The following is a 19,382-nucleotide window of genomic DNA, read 5'->3' on the forward strand; positions in this document are numbered from 1 at the left end:
ATAATTGGTTACAGTTTTCCAAAAAATACAAACTTCATATTGCCAGTTGCTACATTCATCGTTACTATTTTCCTAGATGCCCAAATTCTTGCGGACAGGAGTGCATGAGACGATGGAGGAGATTCGACCGGTTTCAATTGACGATATCGATGAGGTCGTTAGGATTGCAGCGATGAGTTACCCTGGAAGCAATCTACTGGGTGCAGAGAGCAGGCAGCGATTTGCCGAACGCGTAAGGGAGACGATCGAAAATGACCCACACGTCAGCTACCACGGATGCTACCGTGATGGACGACTGGTGGGGATTATGAAATGGTACGATTTCCCCATGAATGTTCACGGTACACCGCTTTTGACTGGTGGGATTGGGTTGGTCGCCGTGGACCTTTTGCATAAAAAGGAAAAAGTGGCCATGTCGATGCTGCAAGGTTTTCTTTCCAGCTATCGGGAGCGGGGAATCTCGCTGGTCTCTCTCTATCCGTTTCGTGTTGATTTTTACAAGCAAATGGGTTTTGGAATAGGGACCAAGGTTCATCAATACAAGTTCAAGCCGTCCAGCCTGCCGTTTGTAGGCAAGGACAAAATCGTCTATATAGGGAAAGAGGACAAAGAAGAACTGTCTGCGTGCTATCATCGTATCGCCCGTCAAACCCATGGCATGATCAAGCGAACAGATCGAGAGTGGGACAGACTCCTCGATAGTCCTGAAATGATTACTGTCGGCTACCAAAAGGAAGGGAGGCTAGGCGGCTATCTCGCTTTCCAGTTCCAGAGCGCCCATGAAAAAAACAAACTTTTCAACAACATAGAAGTAAGGGAGCTTCTGTATGAGAGCCGCGAAGCACTTGCACAACTGCTCTCTTTCCTGCGCAGCCAGGCCGATCAGATTCAACGGATTGAGTTTACGACGCCGGACGAAGATTTTCACTTGTTGCTATCTGATCCGGGCAATGGAACGGATTCGATCTTGTGGAGCATTTATCATGAGAGCCATGTATCCGGAGTCGGTCTGATGTATCGGATCATTGATGTGCCGGGATTTTTCCGTCAGCTCTCGCACCACCGTTTTGGTTCGGAAACGGTAAATGTAAAGCTGACGATCCGCGATTCGTTCTTGCCTGAGAATGAAGGAACATGGCTCATCAAGTTTGTCGATGGACGTCCGGAATTAGGAGAGGCAGTAGAGCCTGATGTTACGGTGCAGCTAGATATTTCGAATTTTTCTTCGCTCGTGATGGGGGTAGTAACTGCCCGAAAGCTGCATCAATACGGCCAGTTGGAGCTGGATGCCCCAGAAAAGCTACCCATTTTGGATAGACTGTTTGCTGTTTCCGAGAAACCGCGAAGTGTGACAACCTTCTAGAAAAGGAGGATTGTCACGTTTTTGACACATTTGGTTATCTTATGATGCTTCCTCCCATATGTTGTTAGTAAATGGGAGGAGGCAGGTTTTATGATCTTTCTTACACTGGTTATCTTTTTTGCATTTCTTTTGATTGTTTGGGTGGTCGTTAGACTCCTCTTCCGGCTGGAAAAGCATGATTCCATCACACATGATGAGAGAGAATTATGGAATCGCTTTCAGGTGAAAGAGCAGGAGATCAAATACCGAAAGCCCAAAAAATAAAAAGAAAGGCGCCAAGGTGACAGGCGCTCTTTCTTTTGCGTCTTTACCCACTATGAGAAGAGAAAGAAGGAGAAGAAAATGCCAGGTAGATCAGAGGGGCATCAACGTGAATTTTTTCGCTTACGTCTAGAATACGCCCTCTGTGCAGACATGACCATTGTGCTGATCAAAGGGAAAACCATGGAGATTGGGAGCACGCAGGTATTGATCGAGGATATCGGGGCAGGTGGACTTCGTTTTCTTTCTCACCTCAAAATGCCGGCAAATGATCAGCTCGTTCTGCAGTTTGCGACGGAATTGTGCGGACAGGCTCTGAAAATGTACGGCCATGTAGTCCGCACGATTCCGTGGGAAACGGACTATTACGAATACGCTGTACGGTTTACTATGGAAGAGGAACAACATCTGGAGATTAATCGCATGGTAAACCGATTGGCGATCCGCTATCGGCAGAAGCGGACAGCAACAGAAGGACGTTTCTATAAAGGTGACCGCCTGGCATTTTTAAAAGAGTTGGCTCAAGCAAGTCTTGCGATGCGAGCCAGTGAAGCATAGACAAAAAGGCTTTCTGTTGTGCGAATAGACAACAGGGGGCTTTTTTGTTTGACATAAAACAAACACAATGATAAGTTATCTATAATAAATTAAACGAATAAAGGTTGTGTTTATATATGGGTCTTCATGAAGCATTTTGGAGCGCTTCCCTTCAAGAGTGGAAGCAAGGCTACATCGAACAAGGTGAACATTTTATGTGTTTGCTCTGTGGGGAACAGGTGGAGAAAGGAATTATTTATCCAGTGGAAGGTGTCCTGTACGAAGCGTCCCGGTTTATGCGCCATCATATCGAGGCTGCGCACGGTTCAGTCTTTACTCACCTGAGCCAGTTGGATAAACGATTGACGGGCTTGTCTGATCATCAGGTGAATCTGCTTCGCCTCTTTTATCAGGGCAAGACAGACGCCGAGGTTCAAAATGAAATGGGGATCGGCAGTGCATCGACGATCCGTAATCACCGCTTTGCACTCAAGGAAAAAGAACGTCAGGCCAAGGTGTTCCTGGTCATGATGGAATTATTGCATGAAGCGGATAAAAATCAATCGTCCAACGATGCCAAATCAAGCAAGCAAAAGAATACCTCGAAAGATGGCGATGCCGCAGAGTATGCCGCGATCGTAAAGAGGTTCTTGCCGAATGGACTATCAGGTCGATTAGAGCGCTTCCCGCGTAAGCAAAAGCATAAACTCATCCTCCTCGAAGAGATTTCCAAAAAATTTGAGCTCGACCGTTTCTACACTGAGCGAGAAGTGAATGAGATTTTGGAAGGTCTCTACGACGATTATGTGACCTTGCGGAGATATTTAGTCGATGTTGGTCTGATGGATAGACAGGCGGATGGCAGTCAATATTGGCGGATCGCAGTGGAAAATGAAGGAGAGGATCGAGGGGCGCAACAGATGAATCGCAAACAAGAGCTCAAGCAGATGTACAAGGAAGTAGAAACCGATGCAGGCGTATATCAAATTAAGAACAAGCAAAATGAAAAAGTGTTCATCGCCAGCACGAATAACCTAAAAACGATCAACGGCAGAAAGTTCATGCTTCAGCATGGTTCACATCCTAATCGTGAGCTGCAAAAAGACTGGGATAAATACGGTCCGGACGCTTTTGAAATCGAAGTTCTAGAAAAGGTGGAGAAGAAAGACCATCCGTATTTTGATGGGAAGGATGCCCTGGAAAAGCTCGAAGATAAATGGATGAAAAAGCTGGCGCCATATGGTGATCGAGGCTATCACGTGCAAAAAGATCCATCCTAGTCTCGTCTATTATCCAGCATGCGGAAGCGCTCCAAGTGATCCCACAGGCCTTCCTTTTGCAAGACCTGGATTTGTTTTTCGCCCAGTAAATCAAAATGTGGGAAGGGCGCGCGGTTATGAATGTAGACAGGATCGAGCCCGTTGGCTAGGCACCAGTCTGTGAGTAGTGAATAATTGGCACAGCCTACTTTTGTAACGGTTTTGATTCCGGGAAACCGGGGGTCCAGCCAATAGTGGGTGAGAAATGCCAATTCTCCTCGACTAACGGCTTGTTTCCAACGGTTCAGTTCTTCTCGTGTAATCCCAAATGCCACTCTTCCTCATCCTTTGCAAAGCAGTCGTGTTTCTCACTCATTAATAGCATGGAATGGTAGAAACGTCAAAAAGACAGTTCTCCCCGGGCATAGCCGACGGAAACTGTCTTTTTGTGCTTGGCTGCTTACCGAACTCCTGTTGGAAGCTGAGGCGGGACGTAATTCAACTCTTCGTCCGCGGTGATGTAATCGGTGTTGACCATGAGGAGCAAATAGCGCTTGCCGGTTTGCGGATCGCTGATAATAATGTGGTCGCGACCAGCCGTTTCGAGGACGCCACGAAAAATTTTGGCGTTCCATTGGCTGTTGTTTTCAAACGTTTGGTACACCGTAATGACCTTGCCTCGATTCAAACGAAGGATGTTTTCGATGTACGATTCTTCCAGCACTTGCCCGGGAGTAATGGGCATTCCAGGAATCAAGGCTCCGCTTGGCTGCATCGGAACCAGTTGAGGTTGCTGCTGCTGAATCATCTGCTGCTGTTGTTGAGGCATGCCGTATGGATACTGTGCGGACGGGTACATGTCGTAACCGTATTGTTGTTGAGGGTAACCAGTGTAAGGCATTTGTTGACTCATGATGAACTCGCTCCTTTATCTATCTAATTCTTTTAATAGACGCGTGGACAATCTGCTGGTGTTGGAACGAAGAAGCAGTGTGCCTTATAGCGACCGGAGTTTTGTTGATCCCACCAGGTAGGAGGACAGTTTCCAGCAGGACGGTAGAACCACAATGCGTTGCTCGCAGGGCGGGTTTTCTCTCCATTGACTGCACGCTGTGCCAGTCTTCTGTCTTTTTCCCTGGCCCGTTGATAGAAATACGGCTTCTGGACCGCTTCGAATCCTCCCGGAGATTGATAGACCATGTCACGCATGCTGCGAATGTTTTTGAAGTCAAGGCAGTTACCTAAAATCCGATTTACTCCAACGTTGCCAACCATCAACATGCCCAACTCACCTTCACCCTCAGCCTCGGCCCGAATCAGTCTGGCAAGCATATCTACATCACTGGAGTTCGCTTTGATGACGGCCATTGCTTCACCTCCTTCCACAAAAATCACAATAACAATATATGGGCGAATAATAGATTGGTGATTGGCCCGATAAATTTTTCATCAAGTTGACGTTTACGTAAACGGCAGTTACAATCGTTTTATTCGGTAAATTTCGAATTTTATAAATGTAGGTAAGGGGCGCTGGACATGAGCAGAGAAGGAATACAGAAGGAAGAATCGTGGACCATCTCTGATCTTGCTCAACAATTAGATGTCAGCACCAGAACGATTCGGTACTACGAAGAGCTCGGTTTGATTTTTCCCAGTCGAACAGAGAAGGGAAGCAGGCATTATAACCGCAAGGATCGTGCCCGGCTACGACTCATTCTGCGAGGGAAGCGCTTCGGATTTTCGTTGGATCAGATTCGCGAGATGATTGAGCTGTTTGACGAGGATCGTACAGGTCGTGCGCAGCTTATGCGAACGATTGAGTACGGCAACCAAAAGCTGGCTGAGATCGACGAGAAAATCATGGAACTCCGACAACTGAGAGAAGACATTCTCGTCTACAAGCAAAACTTTGAACAAAAATTGCTTGAAGAAAATGAGGAGGAGAAACGATGAACGTATCAGCTCTGCTCGCAGTAAACGGAAGGAAATATCCGGACAAGTCCGCGCTGATTGCAGGAGATGTAGAGGTCAGCTTTTCCCAGTGGGACACACGCTCTACTCAGTGGGCTTGCCATTTGCAAGAGCTTGGCATCGAGCAAGGGGATCGGGTTGTCATGCTGATGCCCAATTGCCCGGAGTTTGCCATTTTGTACGTCGCCGTCATTCGCAGTGGTGCCCTCGTCGTACCGATCAATGCACGCTCAACTCAAGAAGAAGTACGACATATATGTGAACATGCCGGAGCAAAGGCACTTCTTGTTCATGATGCCCTCGTGCCTATCGTGAATGAGTGGGTCCTTCAAACGCCACAGCTTGTGGCAATCAAAACAGGTCCGAGCCAAGGGGATTGGCATGGAATCGCTGACTGGGATGCCAATAACGTGTCTTTTGATAAAATGAATACGCTTTCTTCACAGCCGTATTTGGCGAACATGAACGAAGATAGCGAGGTCAGCATCCTGTATACTTCTGGTACGACTGGACGCCCTAAAGGGGTGCTTTATACACATAGAAACTTATTGACGGTCGCGAAAATGATGTCGATTGAACTGACGATGACACATCATTCACGAATATTGCATTTGATGCCGCTGAGTCATTCGGCTCCCCTCCATCTCTTTTTCATCGCAGGGCTCATGCTTGGCGCCACTCAGGTAATGGCCTTGACCTTTTCGCCGCAGCTTCTTTTGGATTTGGTGCAGCAGCATCGTATTACGCATTTCTTCGGAGCGCCAGTGGCGTATTTGTTGACGATGAAGCATCCCGAGTTTGCGGCGTACGATTTGTCTTCCATCGAACATTGGATGTATGGCGGCGCTCCGCTGTCCAAAGAGATGGCTTCGCTCATGGAAGAAGCATATGGACGCGATAAACTGGCGTGCGTCTACGGCTTGACGGAGGCAGGGCCGACCGGAATGTGCCTCTTGCACCGAGAGCATCCGGATAAAATCGGCAGTATAGGCAATCGTGGTGTATTGTTCGTCGAAATGGAGGTTGTAAACGAGCGAGGAGAGCGATGCACCAGTGGCGAAGCGGGTGAAATTCGCTTGCGGGGAGAAGGGACAATGAAAGGATACTACAACAATCCAGAGGCGACAGCAGAGACCATACGCGATGGTTGGGTATACACTGGCGATATTGCACGCGTAGATGAGGATGGGTTTCTGTGGATGATTGATCGCAAAAAAGACGTGATGATTACGGGAGGGGTAAACGTCTACCCAAAGGAAATCGAGCAGTTGTTGGAGCGTCATCCGTCGATTGGCGAGGTAGCTGTTGTTGGTTTGCCGCATCCTGAGTGGGGTGAGACGGTTACGGCTTATGTGGTACTGAAACCAGGAGTCGATACCAATCGTGAGTGGCTAGAGGAAATCCAAGGTTCTTTGCGTGGTCATCTCGCCGATTACAAGCTCCCTCGACAGGTGAATATCGTTCCTGCACTGCCGCGGAACACGAGCGGAAAAGTCCTGAAGCATGTATTGCGTGATGTCAGTTCCCAAAAGGAAGTGGAGCTGCGATGAGTGATTTGCAAACGAGCATCGATCAGCGAGCATACAGCGACAATATCCCGCATCCGCGTACGCCACAGGGGCAAAACTTTTTCAAAGCAGATCCCAACCTCGATTACTTACTGGAACGTTATCTCCCTGCTTCCATGCATGAATGGGCCAGACAGCAGTTGAGCTGGCTAGGTGCGCAAGTGGCAGGACCCATCGATGAACGTGCTGCTTACACAGACAGAGAAGGGAAGCCGAGATTGCGCAAGTACAATCGGCTGGGCGAGGACATTTCCGAGATCATTACCAATGAAGGCTACAAGGAAACCGTAGCAGAAGTGTACGGAGCAGGCATCGTCAGCTACTTGTATCAAGACATACCTGAGTTGGGGAGAAAAGCACCGTACAGCTATTCCTTTTTCATGGGCTATCTCGTGAGTCAGTCTGAACCGGGCTTTTATTGTCCTGTTACCTTGTCGATGTCAGCCGCTTATTTAATTGATCGTTATGGCAGCGAAGGACAAAAGGAGCAGTACCTGACAGGGCTGACCTCTCGCGATCGTACTCGCTTGTATGAGGGGGCTACTTGGCTGACGGAGAGACAGGGCGGTTCGGATGTCGGTGCGAATTTGACTGTAGCAGAGCCAGTAGCAGGTCGGCCGGGTGTGTACCGATTGACAGGAGAAAAGTTTTTTGCGAGCAATGCGGGAGCATTTGTTGCGACTGTATTGGCGAGAATCGATGAGGAGAAACCGGGGACAAAAGGACTTGGACTGTTTTTGGTGCCTTGGATAAAGCCTGACAATGAACGCAATCATATCCAGGTCCGCCGTCTGAAAGACAAGCTGGGCGTCAACGCCGTACCATCTGCGGAGATCCTGTTGAACGGGGCAGAGGGTTATTTGATCGGGGAGCCTCAGAACGGCTTCAAGTACATGGCAGAAGCCCTGAATCTCTCTCGCATTTGCAACGCGATTGCTTCGATTGGGATCATGCGTCGAGCTTTTTACGAAGCGAAGTATTATGCCGAGCAACGTCGTGCATTCGGGAAACCAATCGATCAGTACCCGATGGTAAAAGAAATGCTGGTCAGCCTCTTATTGGATACGGAGGTAAGCACGGGTGCGGTGTTTGATATGATTGCTGTTTATGATCGCTTGCAGTCTCATTCCGCCAGCAAAGAGGATAACGCGCTTGCTCGCTTGCTGATTCCTTTACTGAAATACCGTACAGGGGAAGAGGCTGTCGAATCGACCCATACCGCAATCGAAATTCATGGCGGTAACGGTTATATCGAGGAGTACGTGACGCCGCGTCTGTTGCGTGATGCGCAAGTTTTGACCGTATGGGAAGGCACCTCGAATATACTCGCACTCGATATTTTGCGTGTGATGCAAAAAGAAAACAGCCACGAGGTGTTTAGCAGATTGCTTCGGGAGCGCATAGCTGGCTGGAAGCATGCCTTTTCACAGCCGCACGCCGAGTTGATTCGGACAGAACTGGCCATTCTGGAGGAAAATATCGCCTATCTCATGCAGCAGACCCACGATTATGTAACATACAAATTAAAAACGCTCGCAGACCATATGGTAGATTTGTACACCTTAACTTGCATCGTTAGTGAGGCAGAGGATCAGGTGACACGAAAGGGAAATGCGCGCAAATACATTTTGGCAAAGCTGTATGCCGATAAGCATTTCTATTCACAAGAAAAGCGGGGGATTCAAGCCGATTCTTTGCTGGATGTACAGTTCTTCACTCAACTGGTGGAGTATCAATTTGTCAGCGTAGAAGAGTTTGCCAAACAGTCCGCTATTGTTCCGACCCGATAATCAAAAAGCGCCTAGACCACTTGTTGGGTGGCTTGGGCGCTTTTGATTTTTACGCATACCGCTTGCGGCGCATACTCCAAATAAACCAGATCGCAGCAACCACTGTTGCGACCGCCAGCAGCGTGATCTCAAAGTATTCATCGATCAGAACCTTTGCGTGTTTTCCGTATAAATAAAACAAGGTGCCAATCAAATAAAACTTCAATCCCCGCCCGATGATCGCATAAAACATGAGCTTGGTCAGCGAGTAATTGAATACGCCAGAGAGCACAGTGAAAACCTTGAAAGGAATGGGGGTAAAAGCTCCGATCAGTACGGCAGCATCCCCGTTTTTTGCGAATTTTTCCGTCGCTACAATGACCCATTTTTCAGGGAGAATCTTGTGCAAAAGTGGTTTTCCCAGCCATCTTCCCAACAAAAATCCGATAGGGGCGCCGAGGACGGAAGCAGTAAAGGCTACTGTCGCAAACTGAATCGCTGAGTCTGGATCGAGCAGACTCATCGCAATTTGCATAAAAAACGGAGGAATCGGACTAATAAATGAGTCCAAAAATGCCATGGCAACAAGTCCCCACATCCCATACTGCATGAATAGCTGTGTGATATGTTCGAGCATGAGCATCTCCTTAGAAGGTTTTTTCTATTGTAGCTATCCTATGCCAGTTTGTCCAAAGAAAGACCAAAACGGAAGTTAGATGTCGAAAGGGAATACAAGGAAGATTAATGCTTCCACTGATCATCACCACGTTATTGTTCATCTTTGTACAGGTGAGGTTTTTCAAGTCGGCGATTGTCCACATAAGTTTGGCGATTTTACTGGATATAAGTTGGTAATGAAGTCCTTGTTTTTCATTGACGCTAGGAAAGATTATCCACTAAAATGAAGGGAAACAGGACAAACATCATGGGAGGAACCAATGAAAACATTGGGTTCGGGAAAAGTCGTTTTCTATGCGCCAAACGGGACTAACTTGCAATTGTCAGGGGAAATTGACGTTCGTGGTGATCGGGTATCCATAACAGAAATTATCTATTTTAATGGTCAACCAAACGGAGCACGCGAAACGAATTTGCCACTCGCGCAAACCGTGATTTACTGGGAGCCAGAAGTATACGAACAGATCGGATATGAAGAACAATAAGAATCATTGCGATTCCAAGCCCTGTCTCTTGCAGGGGTTTTTCGCGTACGGCAGCGAATCTGCCAGCACCTCGGGCTATAGCCGATGTCCCGGTATTGTGTTATGATGTGGGATGGAATTTACGTATGGTACAAGGAGTGATCCTTATGATCGATTCTATATTGGAACGTGCTCTCGCAGGTGAACGACTGGGTCTCGAAGACGGTCTGGCTTTGTTTGCGAGCAATGAAATCGAAAAGATCGGACATTACGCTAATCTGGTCATGCAAAAGCATCATCCAGAACCGATTGCGACTTTTGTCATTAGTCGCAACGTCAATTACACGAACGTATGTGACACGTATTGCCGTTTTTGTGCCTTTTACCGTCGCCCGGGCTCTTCTGAAGGATACGTTCTCCCCAAAGAAACGATTTTCCAAAAAATTCAGGAGACCGTGGACGTTGGCGGTACAGAAATCTTGATGCAAGGCGGTACCAATCCGGATCTGAAACTGGATTATTATACGGACCTCTTGCGTGAGATCAAGCAACGCTTCCCGCAGATTACGATGCACTCTTTGTCTGTAGCGGAAGTGATGAAAATCGCGGAAGTTTCCAACATGTCTGTCGAGGAAGTGCTGAAAGAGCTGAAGGCAGCAGGTCTCGATTCCTTGCCGGGAGCGGGCGGCGAAATCCTCGATGATCGTACACGTCGGAAGATTTCCCGTTTGAAGGGTTCTTGGACAGAATGGATCGACACGCAAAAAGCTGCACACCGTGCAGGTTTGCCTGGCACTGCTACGATGGTCATTGGTTTTGGGGAAGAGATGGAGGAGCGCGTACTGTCCCTTCTGCGCATTCGTGATGCTCAAGATGAGACAGGCGGCTTCAAAGCGTTCATCGTCTGGACCTTCCAACCGGACAACACCAACATGAAGGCAGTCAACAACACGCCAGAGGAGTACTTGAAAACACTGGCAATCAGCCGCCTCATGCTGGATAATATCGAAAACTTCCAATCCTCCTGGGTGACGATGGGCCCGCATTACGGTCAGCTTTCTCTCTCTTATGGGGCGAACGATTTCGGCCAAACCATGATGGAAGAAAACGTTGTTTCCGCAGCGGCATGTACGTACAAGGTCAACACGAACCAAATTTTGGAGCTCATTCGCGGCGCAGGCAAAATTCCTGCACAGCGCAACACACAGTATGACATTCTGCGCGTTTTCAAAGACGGCGAGATGGCAGAACGTGATTTTGTCATGCAAAACTAAATAACCTACAGACGCTTCTCTGCCCCCTTCTAACGAAGGGAAACCGGCAGGGGAGCGTTTTTTGGTTTTTGAATCAGGAACTTTTTACCTGCAACCTTCCCTGAGTTTCCAACCGTTTAAAAGTATATCGCTCCTGACGGGACATATACTGTAACTACAATGGCGGTTGGGGGGATGGTTATGCAGACGTTTCGCGTATTGCTGGAGAATGTCCCTGAGCATTGTGACACGTATCGGGCTATCGTAAATGAGATGACGGAGCGGGTCAACACTGCACCGGTGCGCATTACATACAGGGAGCAAGAAGAGAATGGATACCTCTTGTTCTACTTTCAAAGCTGGTGTGAGACTGAGTATGACGCGCAGACCATCGAATGGGCGAGAGCCTTCGTTGCTCTTACATTAGCCGAATGGGTCATTCAGGTGAAAGAACCGAAAATTATGGAAGAAATGGCCGCTGACTTACTTGCTGCCGAACAGATGGAAACCGAGTGGGCAGAGATTTTTCCTTATATTCAACGCATGTGCCAAGAAGTCGAGCTAGATGGCAGGGAACTGCTAACAGCTACAACTCGCAAGGCAAACGTATATCGCAACGTTTTCACCTATCTGGAGGGAGAGCGAACGATCAACGTCTTGGGCTTCGTCCGGTTCCGATTGCAGGAGCATTGGAACGAGCTGTTCGAACTCGTGGAAACTGGCATTGATGAATATCTGGAAGACAAGCAATACCAAGAGTTCGTCGAGCTGTTGCGCTATTTCATTGCTGTACAGGAAACGAAGCAGGAAGTCGTTCATGTCGTTCCTAGTGTGGACAAACCTTTCCATCTTTATGATAAAAAAGGGGATCGACTTTGGCTTGAACAGTTGGATACCGTTCTGAACATGGATGAACAAAAATGCAGGGACGAGGATTATTTGGTCAGTGCTTTGGTTACACTGGCTCCTGAGAGTATCGTGCTCCATATGGCTTCGGAAAAGCCTGGGCTTGCACAGACGATCCGCAGTATTTTTGACAGTCGGCTCATTACTTGCCACTCTTGTTCGCTTTGCCTATCCGAGCGACGCGTACTTGACGGGAATAATCCCTCTAAACTATAATAGCAACAACAACTTTACATCGCTTATAAATACGATGAGAAGGACACGGACAATAGTAAGGACGCTCTAGAGAGGCGAGCCACAGGCTGGAAGCTCGCTGCGGACTGTTATTGATCTACCACCTTCGAGTAGCTACCGGGAACGAAGCGTAGGCTTTTACTATCGGTATGCCGGTTAAATACCGTTACATGGAATGAGGAGTCTGTTTTTGTGAACAGACTTGAAGTAGGGTGGTACCGCGAGAACACACTCGTCCCTTTTTGGGGATGAGTGTTTTTTTATTTTCTCAACCAAACAAGATACAGGAAGGAAGAATCCGCAGTGGCACAAATTCATGTTACTTTCCCAGATGGAGCCGTTCGTCAATACGACGCTGGGATTACTATCGAAGACATCGCAGGCTCCATTAGCTCAAGCCTGAAGAAAAAGGCAGTAGCTGGTAAAAAAGACGGCAAGGTTGTCGATCTGTACACAGAACTCACAGATGACGCAGCGATTGAAATTGTTACCCTCGATTCTGCTGACGGCTTGGAAGTATACCGCCACAGTACGGCTCACTTGCTCGCTCAAGCGGTAAAACGCATTTACGGCGCTGAAGTGAAGTTCGGAATCGGTCCTGTGATCGAAGATGGCTTCTACTACGACATGGATATTCCGGTTTCCCTTTCCCCAGAGGATTTGGGCAAAATCGAAGCAGAAATGGAAAAAATCGTGAAGGAAGACCTGCCGATTCGCCGCAAAGTCGTAAGCCGCGAAGAAGCAACTGCGATTTTCCAAGAACTGAACGATCACCTGAAGCTGGAGCTGATTCGCGACCTGCCAGAGGATGCGACTATCACGCTGTATGAGCAAGGCGAATTTTTCGACCTCTGTCGTGGTCCGCACTTGCCGTCCACTGGCTTCATCAAAGCATTCAAGCTGATGAGCGTGGCAGGTGCATACTGGCGCGGAAAAGCAGAAAACCAAGTTCTGCAACGCGTATACGGTACAGCTTGGCCGAAAAAAGCAGACATGGATGAATATCTGCACTTCATCGAAGAAGCGAAAAAGCGCGATCACCGCAAATTGGGTAAAGAACTGGGATTGTTCATGTTCTCCGAGGAAGCACCAGGAATGCCGTTCTACCTGCCAAAAGGCTTCACTGTTCGCAACGAGCTGGAGCAATTCTCCCGCCGTCTGCAACAACTGGCGCAATACACCGAAGTGCGCTCTCCGTTCCTCATGAACGAACGTCTCTGGAAAGAATCCGGTCACTGGGATCACTACAAAGAGAACATGTACTTCTCTGAAGTAGACAACGCAACATACGCCTTGAAGCCAATGAACTGCCCAGGTCACATGCTGATTTATAAAAACGAGATGCATTCTTACCGCGACCTGCCAATCCGTTACTCCGAGTTCGGGCAAGTTCACCGCCATGAGTACTCCGGGGCACTGAATGGAATGCTGCGGGTGCGTACCTTCTGCCAGGATGACGCGCACGTTTTCGTTCGTCCTGATCAGATCGCGAGCGAAATCAAAGGCATGATCACTTTGATTGATAGCATCTACAAGGTATTTGGCTTCGAATACAGTGTGGCTCTGTCCACTCGTCCGGAAGATTCCATGGGATCTGATGAGCTGTGGGAAGCAGCAGAAAGCTCTCTGAAAACAGTGTTGGAAGAGCTCGGTATGGCCTATGAAATCAAAGACGGAGACGGTGCATTCTACGGACCGAAGATCGACTTCCAAATTACCGACGCGCTGAAACGCCGTCACCAATGCGGAACAATCCAGTTGGACTTCCAAATGCCTGAGAAGTTCGACCTGACTTATGTCGGTCAAGACAACGAGAAGCATCGTCCAGTTGTCTTGCACCGTGCAATGTATGGCTCCATGGAGCGCTTCATTGGTATCCTGATCGAGCACTACGCAGGTGCATTCCCGATCTGGTTGACACCAATCCAAGCACGCATCATGAACATCAGCGAAGTGCACATGCCATATGCAGAACAAGTAAGAGAAAAGCTGCAACAAGCTGGCATTCGTGTAGAGCTGGATGGCCGCAATGAGAAAATCGGCTACAAAATCCGAGAAGCACAAGTTGAAAAAATCCCGTACATGCTGGTCATCGGTGAAAAAGAGGTGGCTGACGGTACGCTGTCCGTCCGCAAACGCGGAGTGGGCGATGAAGGCGCGATGACAGTGGATGCGTTTGTAGAGAAAATCCGCGCTGAAATCAATGAAATGAAGTAAAAGTGTATAGAAGTAGAGCCGTCCTGAATTTTCAGGCGGCTTTTTTCATTATACGTTTACTTTGAAAAAAGAATGGGAAAAGGATGTAGGGTAATGGTACTCATGGACATCAAGAAGAACTGCGGGGGATACGTATGCGGGTAAGCATCAAGCAAAGACTGATAGCAGCATTTCTTGCCATTATTTTAATCCCGATTGGAGTGATTAGCTCATTTGTATATGTCAGTATGGAGGAGCGAATCCAGACTTATTTTATTGAATCCTCGACAAAAGAAGTGGCTCAAGTAGACAACGCGATTAACTTGTATTTCGACTCGATTCGTGAAAACGTAAACCTGATAGCAGGCAGTCCCTTATTAAAAAGTGCAGATAACACCATCACGACGTATATGGACAAACCAACCAAAACCAAGCATACGCCGCTGCAAAATGGCGGGGTAGAGGCGGCCATTTTTCAAGATTTCCTGCGATTTGTCGATTCTCATCCGAATACCGCATTTATTTATTTAGCGACAAAATACGGAGGATACATACAGTGGCCGACAGATGATGTCATTCCGAATTACGATCCGCGTACAAGGGATTGGTACAAAACCCCAATGGAGAATCCCGGTAAAGTGATCACGACAGATCCGTATCTCTATTTGGGCGACAACAGTATCGTGATCAGTAACGTGACGATGCTAAAGGATGACAAGGGTGAACCACTTGGCGTTGTTGGACTGGATGTGAATTTAAAAGGACTAACCGACATTCTGAAAGAAATTAAGATCGGGAAAACGGGTTATCTCATGCTGGTTGGCAAAGACGGAACGATTTTGGCTAATCCCAAGAACCCCGAGCTCAATTCGAAAAACCTGAAAGATACGCAAATTCCTGAATTGGCTGCGATCGCAGAGAATACCTCCACCAGCTTTGCGGTCACGATGAACGATACCGAGTATATGGCTAACGTCTTTACTTCAGACAAAACCGGTTGGAAATATATTTCGTTTATTGAAAGAGCTGAGCTCTCTGTTGAAGCCAATCAAATCGGTTTCATCATCGGGGCATTGAGCGTTTTGTTTGCTTTACTAGCGATTGTCGCTTCCATTCTTTTCTCGCACAAATTCACCAAGCCATTGCTTGCTATCGTTGATCAGATTGCGCAGATCGGACGTGGTGACTTTACAGGTGAGTTGCCCAAAAACCTTTTGGGAAGAAAAGACGAAATCGGCATGCTTGGTCAGAGCATTCAGGTGATGCAAGTATCTATCCAAGGACTCATTCGGGAAGTCCAAAAAGCGGTTAATACACTCTCTACTTCGTCAGACAACATATCGGTTCGCTTGGCGGACAATGTAGATGCTACGAACAAGATATCTACTACCATACAGGAAGTAGCAAGCGGGGCGCAAAATCAGCTCAGAGGTACCGAAGAATCTGCAAGAGCGATGGAAGAGATGTCGATCGGCATCCAACGTGTGGCGGAGACAACCTCCATCATCTCGGAAGCATCTACATGTACGGCGGATGAAGCGCAGCTAGGAAATCAGTCCATCCAAAAAGCGATCCAGCAAATGGACTCCGTCCGTGGCTCTGTGGAACATTCTGTATCCGTAGTCAAGCAATTGGGTGAGCGATCCAAAGAAATTGTGCAAATCATTGACGTGATTACGGGAATTGCTTCCCAAACGAATCTGCTTGCTCTCAATGCAGCCATCGAAGCTGCCCGTGCGGGAGAGCATGGACGAGGTTTTGCTGTCGTAGCAGATGAAGTGAGAAAACTCGCTGAACAATCTGATGAGTCTGCTCGGCAAATCGCCAATCTCATTCAGGAGATCCAAGCAGATACGACCACGGCGGTCAACTCGATGGATTCAGTCAATCAAGATGTTCAGGATGGATTGTCTACTGTACTGGAGTCAGGAGAAGCCTTCCAACGTATCTTACAAGAAATTCAACAGATGACCGATCAAATACAGGAGGTATCTGCTGTCTCTGAACAGATGTCGGCTGGATCAGAACAAGTAGCAGCATCTGTGGACGAGACTGCTCAAATTGCAAGGATTTCAGCGAGCAATGCCGAAAATCTGGCTGCTTCCTCCAAAGGACAATTGGCCACTATGGAAGAGTTTGCCGTTTCATTTGAATCCTTGAATCAGATGGCTCGCGAACTGGAAAGAATGATTAGTAAATTTAAGATATAAGAATGCATAACGAAAAGAGTGCGAATGTCGGGAGGTATTCGTACTCTTTTTTTTGCAAAGTGGTCCCATTTATGACAAAATGTGCGGTTTGCGTTTGAAAATTTGGCTATTTCGATTTATGATAATAGACTGGTACTAAGTCGAAATGCGATATTATAGTAATGATGAAGAGAAAAAGTTGTCATATATAGATAAAAAGGAGAGTGAACACCTATGCCAGATAAAGTGCTTGATTTACGGAACCGTCCTCTCCGAGATTTACGAATATCTGTCACCGATAAATGTAATTTTCGTTGCCGTTATTGCATGCCTGCCGAAATTTTTGGACCGGATTTTGAGTTTTTGCCGCAAAGCAAGTTGCTGACCTTTGAGGAGATCACCCGTTTGACCCAGATCTTTACTTCGCTTGGGGTCGGGAAAATCCGTATTACCGGCGGAGAGCCATTGATGCGCAGAAATTTGCCTGAATTGATTCGAATGATACGTGAAGTGGAAGGCGTTCAAGATATTGCGATGACGACCAACGGTTCTCTCTTGTCCCGCCATGCTCATGCACTAAAAGAAGCAGGTCTGGATCGGGTCACGGTCAGCCTGGACAGCTTGGATAATGAGCGTTTTGGGATGTTGAATGGAAGAGGCTATCAGGTCGATGCCGTGCTGGAAGGGATTCGTGTTGCAGCAGATGCCGGGCTGCTGGTTAAGATCAACATGGTGGTACAGCGCGGAGTCAATGATCAAGATATTTTGCCGATGGCACGGTACTTCCGTGAGCAAGGGCACACCCTTCGATTTATTGAATTCATGGATGTGGGAAACAGTAACGGCTGGCGGCTGGATCAAGTCGTACCTTCCCGTGAAATTGTGCGCATGATCCATGAAGAGATGCCGCTGGTGGCGACTGAAGCGAACTACTATGGAGAGGTGGCTTCTCGCTATCGCTATGAGGGATCGGACCAGGAGATTGGATTGATTTCATCAGTGACCCAAGCTTTTTGCTCCACTTGTACGCGAGCTCGCCTGTCGGCAGAAGGGAAATTGTACAACTGTCTTTTCGCTTCATCCGGAGATGATTTGCGCGAGCCAGTCCGCGATGGACGCACGGATGAGGAGATTCGCGAGCTGATACGTGCGATCTGGGAGCGTCGTGACGTGCGCTACTCGGAGGAACGACTAAGTGAAACGCCTGGTCTCGCCAAGCGTGAAAAGGTCGAAATGTCCCATATCGGGGGATAATTAGGTATTAGCCTTGACAAAACCCAAGCTACCTTGTAATATAAATTGCGTGTATAAACAACACTTCATACTTCGAGAACAAGCAGAGGCGCCCAGCTTCTCACCTGGGTCGACGTCGTATACGACTGTTGACAGGTAACTCTTACGCAAGGATCCTCGGATCCGATGAAATTGCTTAGGTGAGATATGTGCGGGCGCAGAATGCGTTCGCACATTTTTGTTCCTTCTCGAAATTGACGGGGGTGGCAAGTATTAGCAAGGATCAAATGTTAATTAACGAAGCGATCCGTGCCCGTGAAGTCCGTTTAATCGGTGCTGACGGGAGCCAATTGGGAGTCGTACCTTTTAGGGAAGCATTGCGCATTGCCCAGGAAGCTGAATTGGATCTGGTAAACGTTGCTCCTACAGCCAAGCCGCCTGTATGCCGTATCATGGACTATGGAAAGTTCAAATACGAGCAGGCGAAAAAGGAAAAAGAAGCGCGTAAAAACCAGAAGATCATCGAGCTGAAAGAAGTGCGTTTTTCTTCTAACATCGAGGAACACGATTTTCAAACAAAGCTTCGCAACGTCCGCAAGTTCTTGGAGGATCAACACAAGGTGAAGTGTACGATCCGTTTCCGTGGACGTGAAATCACCCACTCCGAAATTGGACTAGGCGTTATGGAACGTGTAGCTGCCCAGTGTGAAGATCTCGCTTCGCCTGAGCGCAAGCCGAAGATCGAGGGTCGCAGCATGATCATGATTCTGGCTCCGAAAGCGGAAAAGCAGTAAGATAGTAGTTTAGACAGGAGGATTTTTCAGATGCCTAAAATGAAAACCAACAAGGCCGCTGCGAAACGTTTCAAAAAGACTGGAAGCGGCCAATTGAAGCGCGACCGTGCGTTTGGTAGCCACTTGTTCGCTAACAAATCGACGAAAGCTAAGCGCCACCTGCGCAAAGCTGCACTCGTTTCCAAAGGCGATCAAAAACGTATTGAGCAAATGCTCACTTACCTGTAAGTTTTTCTTTATTACACACCATTACGCAGCATGAGCTCCCTAAGCGCCTAGCAGTAGGCCGCCATGCTGGAAAGACCAGGAGGAGTTTAGTATGCCAAGAGTAAAAGGTGGCATTGTTACACGCCGTCGTCATAAGAAAATCCTGAAGCTGGCGAAAGGATACTTCGGTTCCAAACATCGCCTGTTTAAATCCGCTAATGCGCAGGTAATGAAATCCCTGCTGTATGCATACCGTGACCGTCGTCAAAAGAAACGTGATTTCCGCAAACTGTGGATCACTCGTATCAACGCACAAGCTCGCATGAACGGTCTGTCCTACAGCCGTTTGATGCACGGCCTGAAAGTTGCTGGCATCGAAGTTAACCGCAAAATGCTGGCTGACTTGGCTGTTAACGACAAAGCTGCGTTCAACGAACTGGCAACAGTTGCTAAAGGCAAACTGAACGCTTAATTTTTTATAGAAGAGCCGATCTTCCCGT

General features: G+C 47.8%; 20 protein-coding genes and 1 other annotated feature. Of the genes, 16 read left to right on the plus strand and 4 right to left on the minus strand.

Annotated features, from left to right (window positions below; all coding sequences use genetic code 11):
* The first annotated feature begins 112 nt into the window (after nucleotides 1–112).
* The 4 genes from ASG16_RS15930 to ASG16_RS15940 all read left to right on the plus strand — a co-directional run bounded on the left by ASG16_RS15930 (nucleotide 113) and on the right by ASG16_RS15940 (nucleotide 3,441).
* Nucleotides 113–1,363 (plus strand): GNAT family N-acetyltransferase, encoded by a 1,251-nt coding sequence (locus ASG16_RS15930; RefSeq protein ID WP_056496263.1) that lies wholly within the window; start codon nucleotides 113–115, stop codon nucleotides 1,361–1,363.
* A 90-nt stretch (nucleotides 1,364–1,453) separates the two neighbouring features.
* On the plus strand, nucleotides 1,454–1,627 hold the full coding sequence (locus ASG16_RS30920) for a hypothetical protein (protein WP_007728597.1): 174 nt from the start codon (nucleotides 1,454–1,456) through the stop codon (nucleotides 1,625–1,627).
* A 78-nt stretch (nucleotides 1,628–1,705) separates the two neighbouring features.
* Nucleotides 1,706–2,182 (plus strand): PilZ domain-containing protein, encoded by a 477-nt coding sequence (locus ASG16_RS15935; RefSeq protein ID WP_048031909.1) that lies wholly within the window; start codon nucleotides 1,706–1,708, stop codon nucleotides 2,180–2,182.
* Nucleotides 2,183–2,298: 116 nt separating this feature from the next.
* The gene (locus ASG16_RS15940; protein WP_056496262.1) at nucleotides 2,299–3,441 is read left to right on the plus strand and encodes a DUF2087 domain-containing protein; all 1,143 of its coding nucleotides are present in this window, start codon (nucleotides 2,299–2,301) and stop codon (nucleotides 3,439–3,441) included.
* Here the strand turns inward: ASG16_RS15940 and ASG16_RS15945 are convergent.
* The 3 genes from ASG16_RS15945 to ASG16_RS15955 all read right to left on the minus strand — a co-directional run bounded on the left by ASG16_RS15945 (nucleotide 3,438) and on the right by ASG16_RS15955 (nucleotide 4,788).
* Complete coding sequence (locus tag ASG16_RS15945) at nucleotides 3,438–3,755, minus strand: hypothetical protein (protein ID WP_056496260.1); 318 nt, start codon at nucleotides 3,753–3,755, stop codon at nucleotides 3,438–3,440. The two genes, ASG16_RS15940 and ASG16_RS15945, sit on opposite strands and share 4 nt — an antisense overlap.
* Nucleotides 3,756–3,880: 125 nt before the next feature.
* Nucleotides 3,881–4,333: a spore coat protein GerQ gene (gene gerQ, locus ASG16_RS15950; protein ID WP_048031912.1), complete on the minus strand. Its 453-nt coding sequence runs from the start codon at nucleotides 4,331–4,333 to the stop codon at nucleotides 3,881–3,883.
* 32 nt (nucleotides 4,334–4,365) lie between these two features.
* On the minus strand, nucleotides 4,366–4,788 hold the full coding sequence (locus tag ASG16_RS15955) for a cell wall hydrolase (RefSeq protein ID WP_048031913.1): 423 nt from the start codon (nucleotides 4,786–4,788) through the stop codon (nucleotides 4,366–4,368).
* Nucleotides 4,789–4,956: 168 nt separating this feature from the next.
* On the opposite strand from ASG16_RS15955, the gene ASG16_RS15960 reads away from it, so the two are divergent.
* From ASG16_RS15960 to ASG16_RS15970, 3 genes are read left to right on the plus strand one after another with little or no spacing between them, the layout of a single operon-like run.
* Nucleotides 4,957–5,373, plus strand: a complete 417-nt coding sequence (locus tag ASG16_RS15960) for a MerR family transcriptional regulator (RefSeq protein ID WP_007728588.1) — start codon at nucleotides 4,957–4,959, stop codon at nucleotides 5,371–5,373.
* Nucleotides 5,370–6,941 (plus strand): class I adenylate-forming enzyme family protein, encoded by a 1,572-nt coding sequence (locus ASG16_RS15965; protein ID WP_056496258.1) that lies wholly within the window; start codon nucleotides 5,370–5,372, stop codon nucleotides 6,939–6,941. Before ASG16_RS15960 ends, ASG16_RS15965 begins: the two co-directional genes overlap by 4 nt.
* Nucleotides 6,938–8,749, plus strand: a complete 1,812-nt coding sequence (locus ASG16_RS15970; protein WP_056496256.1) for an acyl-CoA dehydrogenase family protein — start codon at nucleotides 6,938–6,940, stop codon at nucleotides 8,747–8,749. The genes ASG16_RS15965 and ASG16_RS15970 overlap by 4 nt, the downstream gene beginning before the upstream one ends.
* A gap of 49 nt (nucleotides 8,750–8,798) precedes the next feature.
* Here the strand turns inward: ASG16_RS15970 and ASG16_RS15975 are convergent, their stop codons facing one another.
* The gene (locus tag ASG16_RS15975) at nucleotides 8,799–9,365 is read right to left on the minus strand and encodes a YqaA family protein (protein ID WP_056496254.1); all 567 of its coding nucleotides are present in this window, start codon (nucleotides 9,363–9,365) and stop codon (nucleotides 8,799–8,801) included.
* Between the two features lie 301 nt (nucleotides 9,366–9,666).
* Here ASG16_RS15975 and ASG16_RS15980 point away from each other — a divergent pair, with 301 nt between their 5' ends.
* The 9 genes from ASG16_RS15980 (at nucleotide 9,667) to rplT (ending at nucleotide 19,354) form a co-directional block, all read left to right on the plus strand.
* Nucleotides 9,667–9,891, plus strand: a complete 225-nt coding sequence (locus ASG16_RS15980) for a hypothetical protein (RefSeq protein WP_007728577.1) — start codon at nucleotides 9,667–9,669, stop codon at nucleotides 9,889–9,891.
* Nucleotides 9,892–10,037: 146 nt separating this feature from the next.
* The gene (gene mqnC / locus ASG16_RS15985; RefSeq protein WP_048031917.1) at nucleotides 10,038–11,144 is read left to right on the plus strand and encodes a cyclic dehypoxanthinyl futalosine synthase; all 1,107 of its coding nucleotides are present in this window, start codon (nucleotides 10,038–10,040) and stop codon (nucleotides 11,142–11,144) included.
* Nucleotides 11,145–11,324: 180 nt separating this feature from the next.
* Nucleotides 11,325–12,245 (plus strand): putative sporulation protein YtxC, encoded by a 921-nt coding sequence (ytxC, locus tag ASG16_RS15990; protein WP_056496251.1) that lies wholly within the window; start codon nucleotides 11,325–11,327, stop codon nucleotides 12,243–12,245.
* 25 nt (nucleotides 12,246–12,270) lie between these two features.
* Nucleotides 12,271–12,506, plus strand: a binding site (T-box leader).
* Nucleotides 12,507–12,566: 60 nt separating this feature from the next.
* The gene (gene thrS, locus ASG16_RS15995; RefSeq protein WP_012685330.1) at nucleotides 12,567–14,480 is read left to right on the plus strand and encodes a threonine--tRNA ligase; all 1,914 of its coding nucleotides are present in this window, start codon (nucleotides 12,567–12,569) and stop codon (nucleotides 14,478–14,480) included.
* A gap of 134 nt (nucleotides 14,481–14,614) precedes the next feature.
* Entirely contained in the window at nucleotides 14,615–16,669 is a 2,055-nt protein-coding gene (locus tag ASG16_RS16000) for a methyl-accepting chemotaxis protein (RefSeq protein WP_056496248.1), read from the plus strand.
* 213 nt (nucleotides 16,670–16,882) lie between these two features.
* On the plus strand, nucleotides 16,883–17,902 hold the full coding sequence (gene moaA, locus ASG16_RS16005; protein WP_048031921.1) for a GTP 3',8-cyclase MoaA: 1,020 nt from the start codon (nucleotides 16,883–16,885) through the stop codon (nucleotides 17,900–17,902).
* 266 nt (nucleotides 17,903–18,168) lie between these two features.
* Nucleotides 18,169–18,675 (plus strand): translation initiation factor IF-3, encoded by a 507-nt coding sequence (gene infC, locus ASG16_RS16010; RefSeq protein WP_056497366.1) that lies wholly within the window; start codon nucleotides 18,169–18,171, stop codon nucleotides 18,673–18,675.
* Nucleotides 18,676–18,705: 30 nt separating this feature from the next.
* Nucleotides 18,706–18,903 (plus strand): 50S ribosomal protein L35, encoded by a 198-nt coding sequence (gene rpmI, locus ASG16_RS16015; protein WP_012685334.1) that lies wholly within the window; start codon nucleotides 18,706–18,708, stop codon nucleotides 18,901–18,903.
* A gap of 91 nt (nucleotides 18,904–18,994) precedes the next feature.
* Nucleotides 18,995–19,354 carry a 50S ribosomal protein L20 gene (rplT, locus tag ASG16_RS16020; RefSeq protein WP_047070959.1) on the plus strand — a complete coding sequence of 120 codons (360 nt, stop codon included), beginning with the start codon at nucleotides 18,995–18,997 and terminating at the stop codon, nucleotides 19,352–19,354.
* Nucleotides 19,355–19,382 lie beyond the last annotated feature (28 nt).

The sequence above is a fragment of the Brevibacillus sp. Leaf182 genome, from assembly GCF_001423865.2.
Classification (GTDB): domain Bacteria; phylum Bacillota; class Bacilli; order Brevibacillales; family Brevibacillaceae; genus Brevibacillus; species Brevibacillus brevis_C.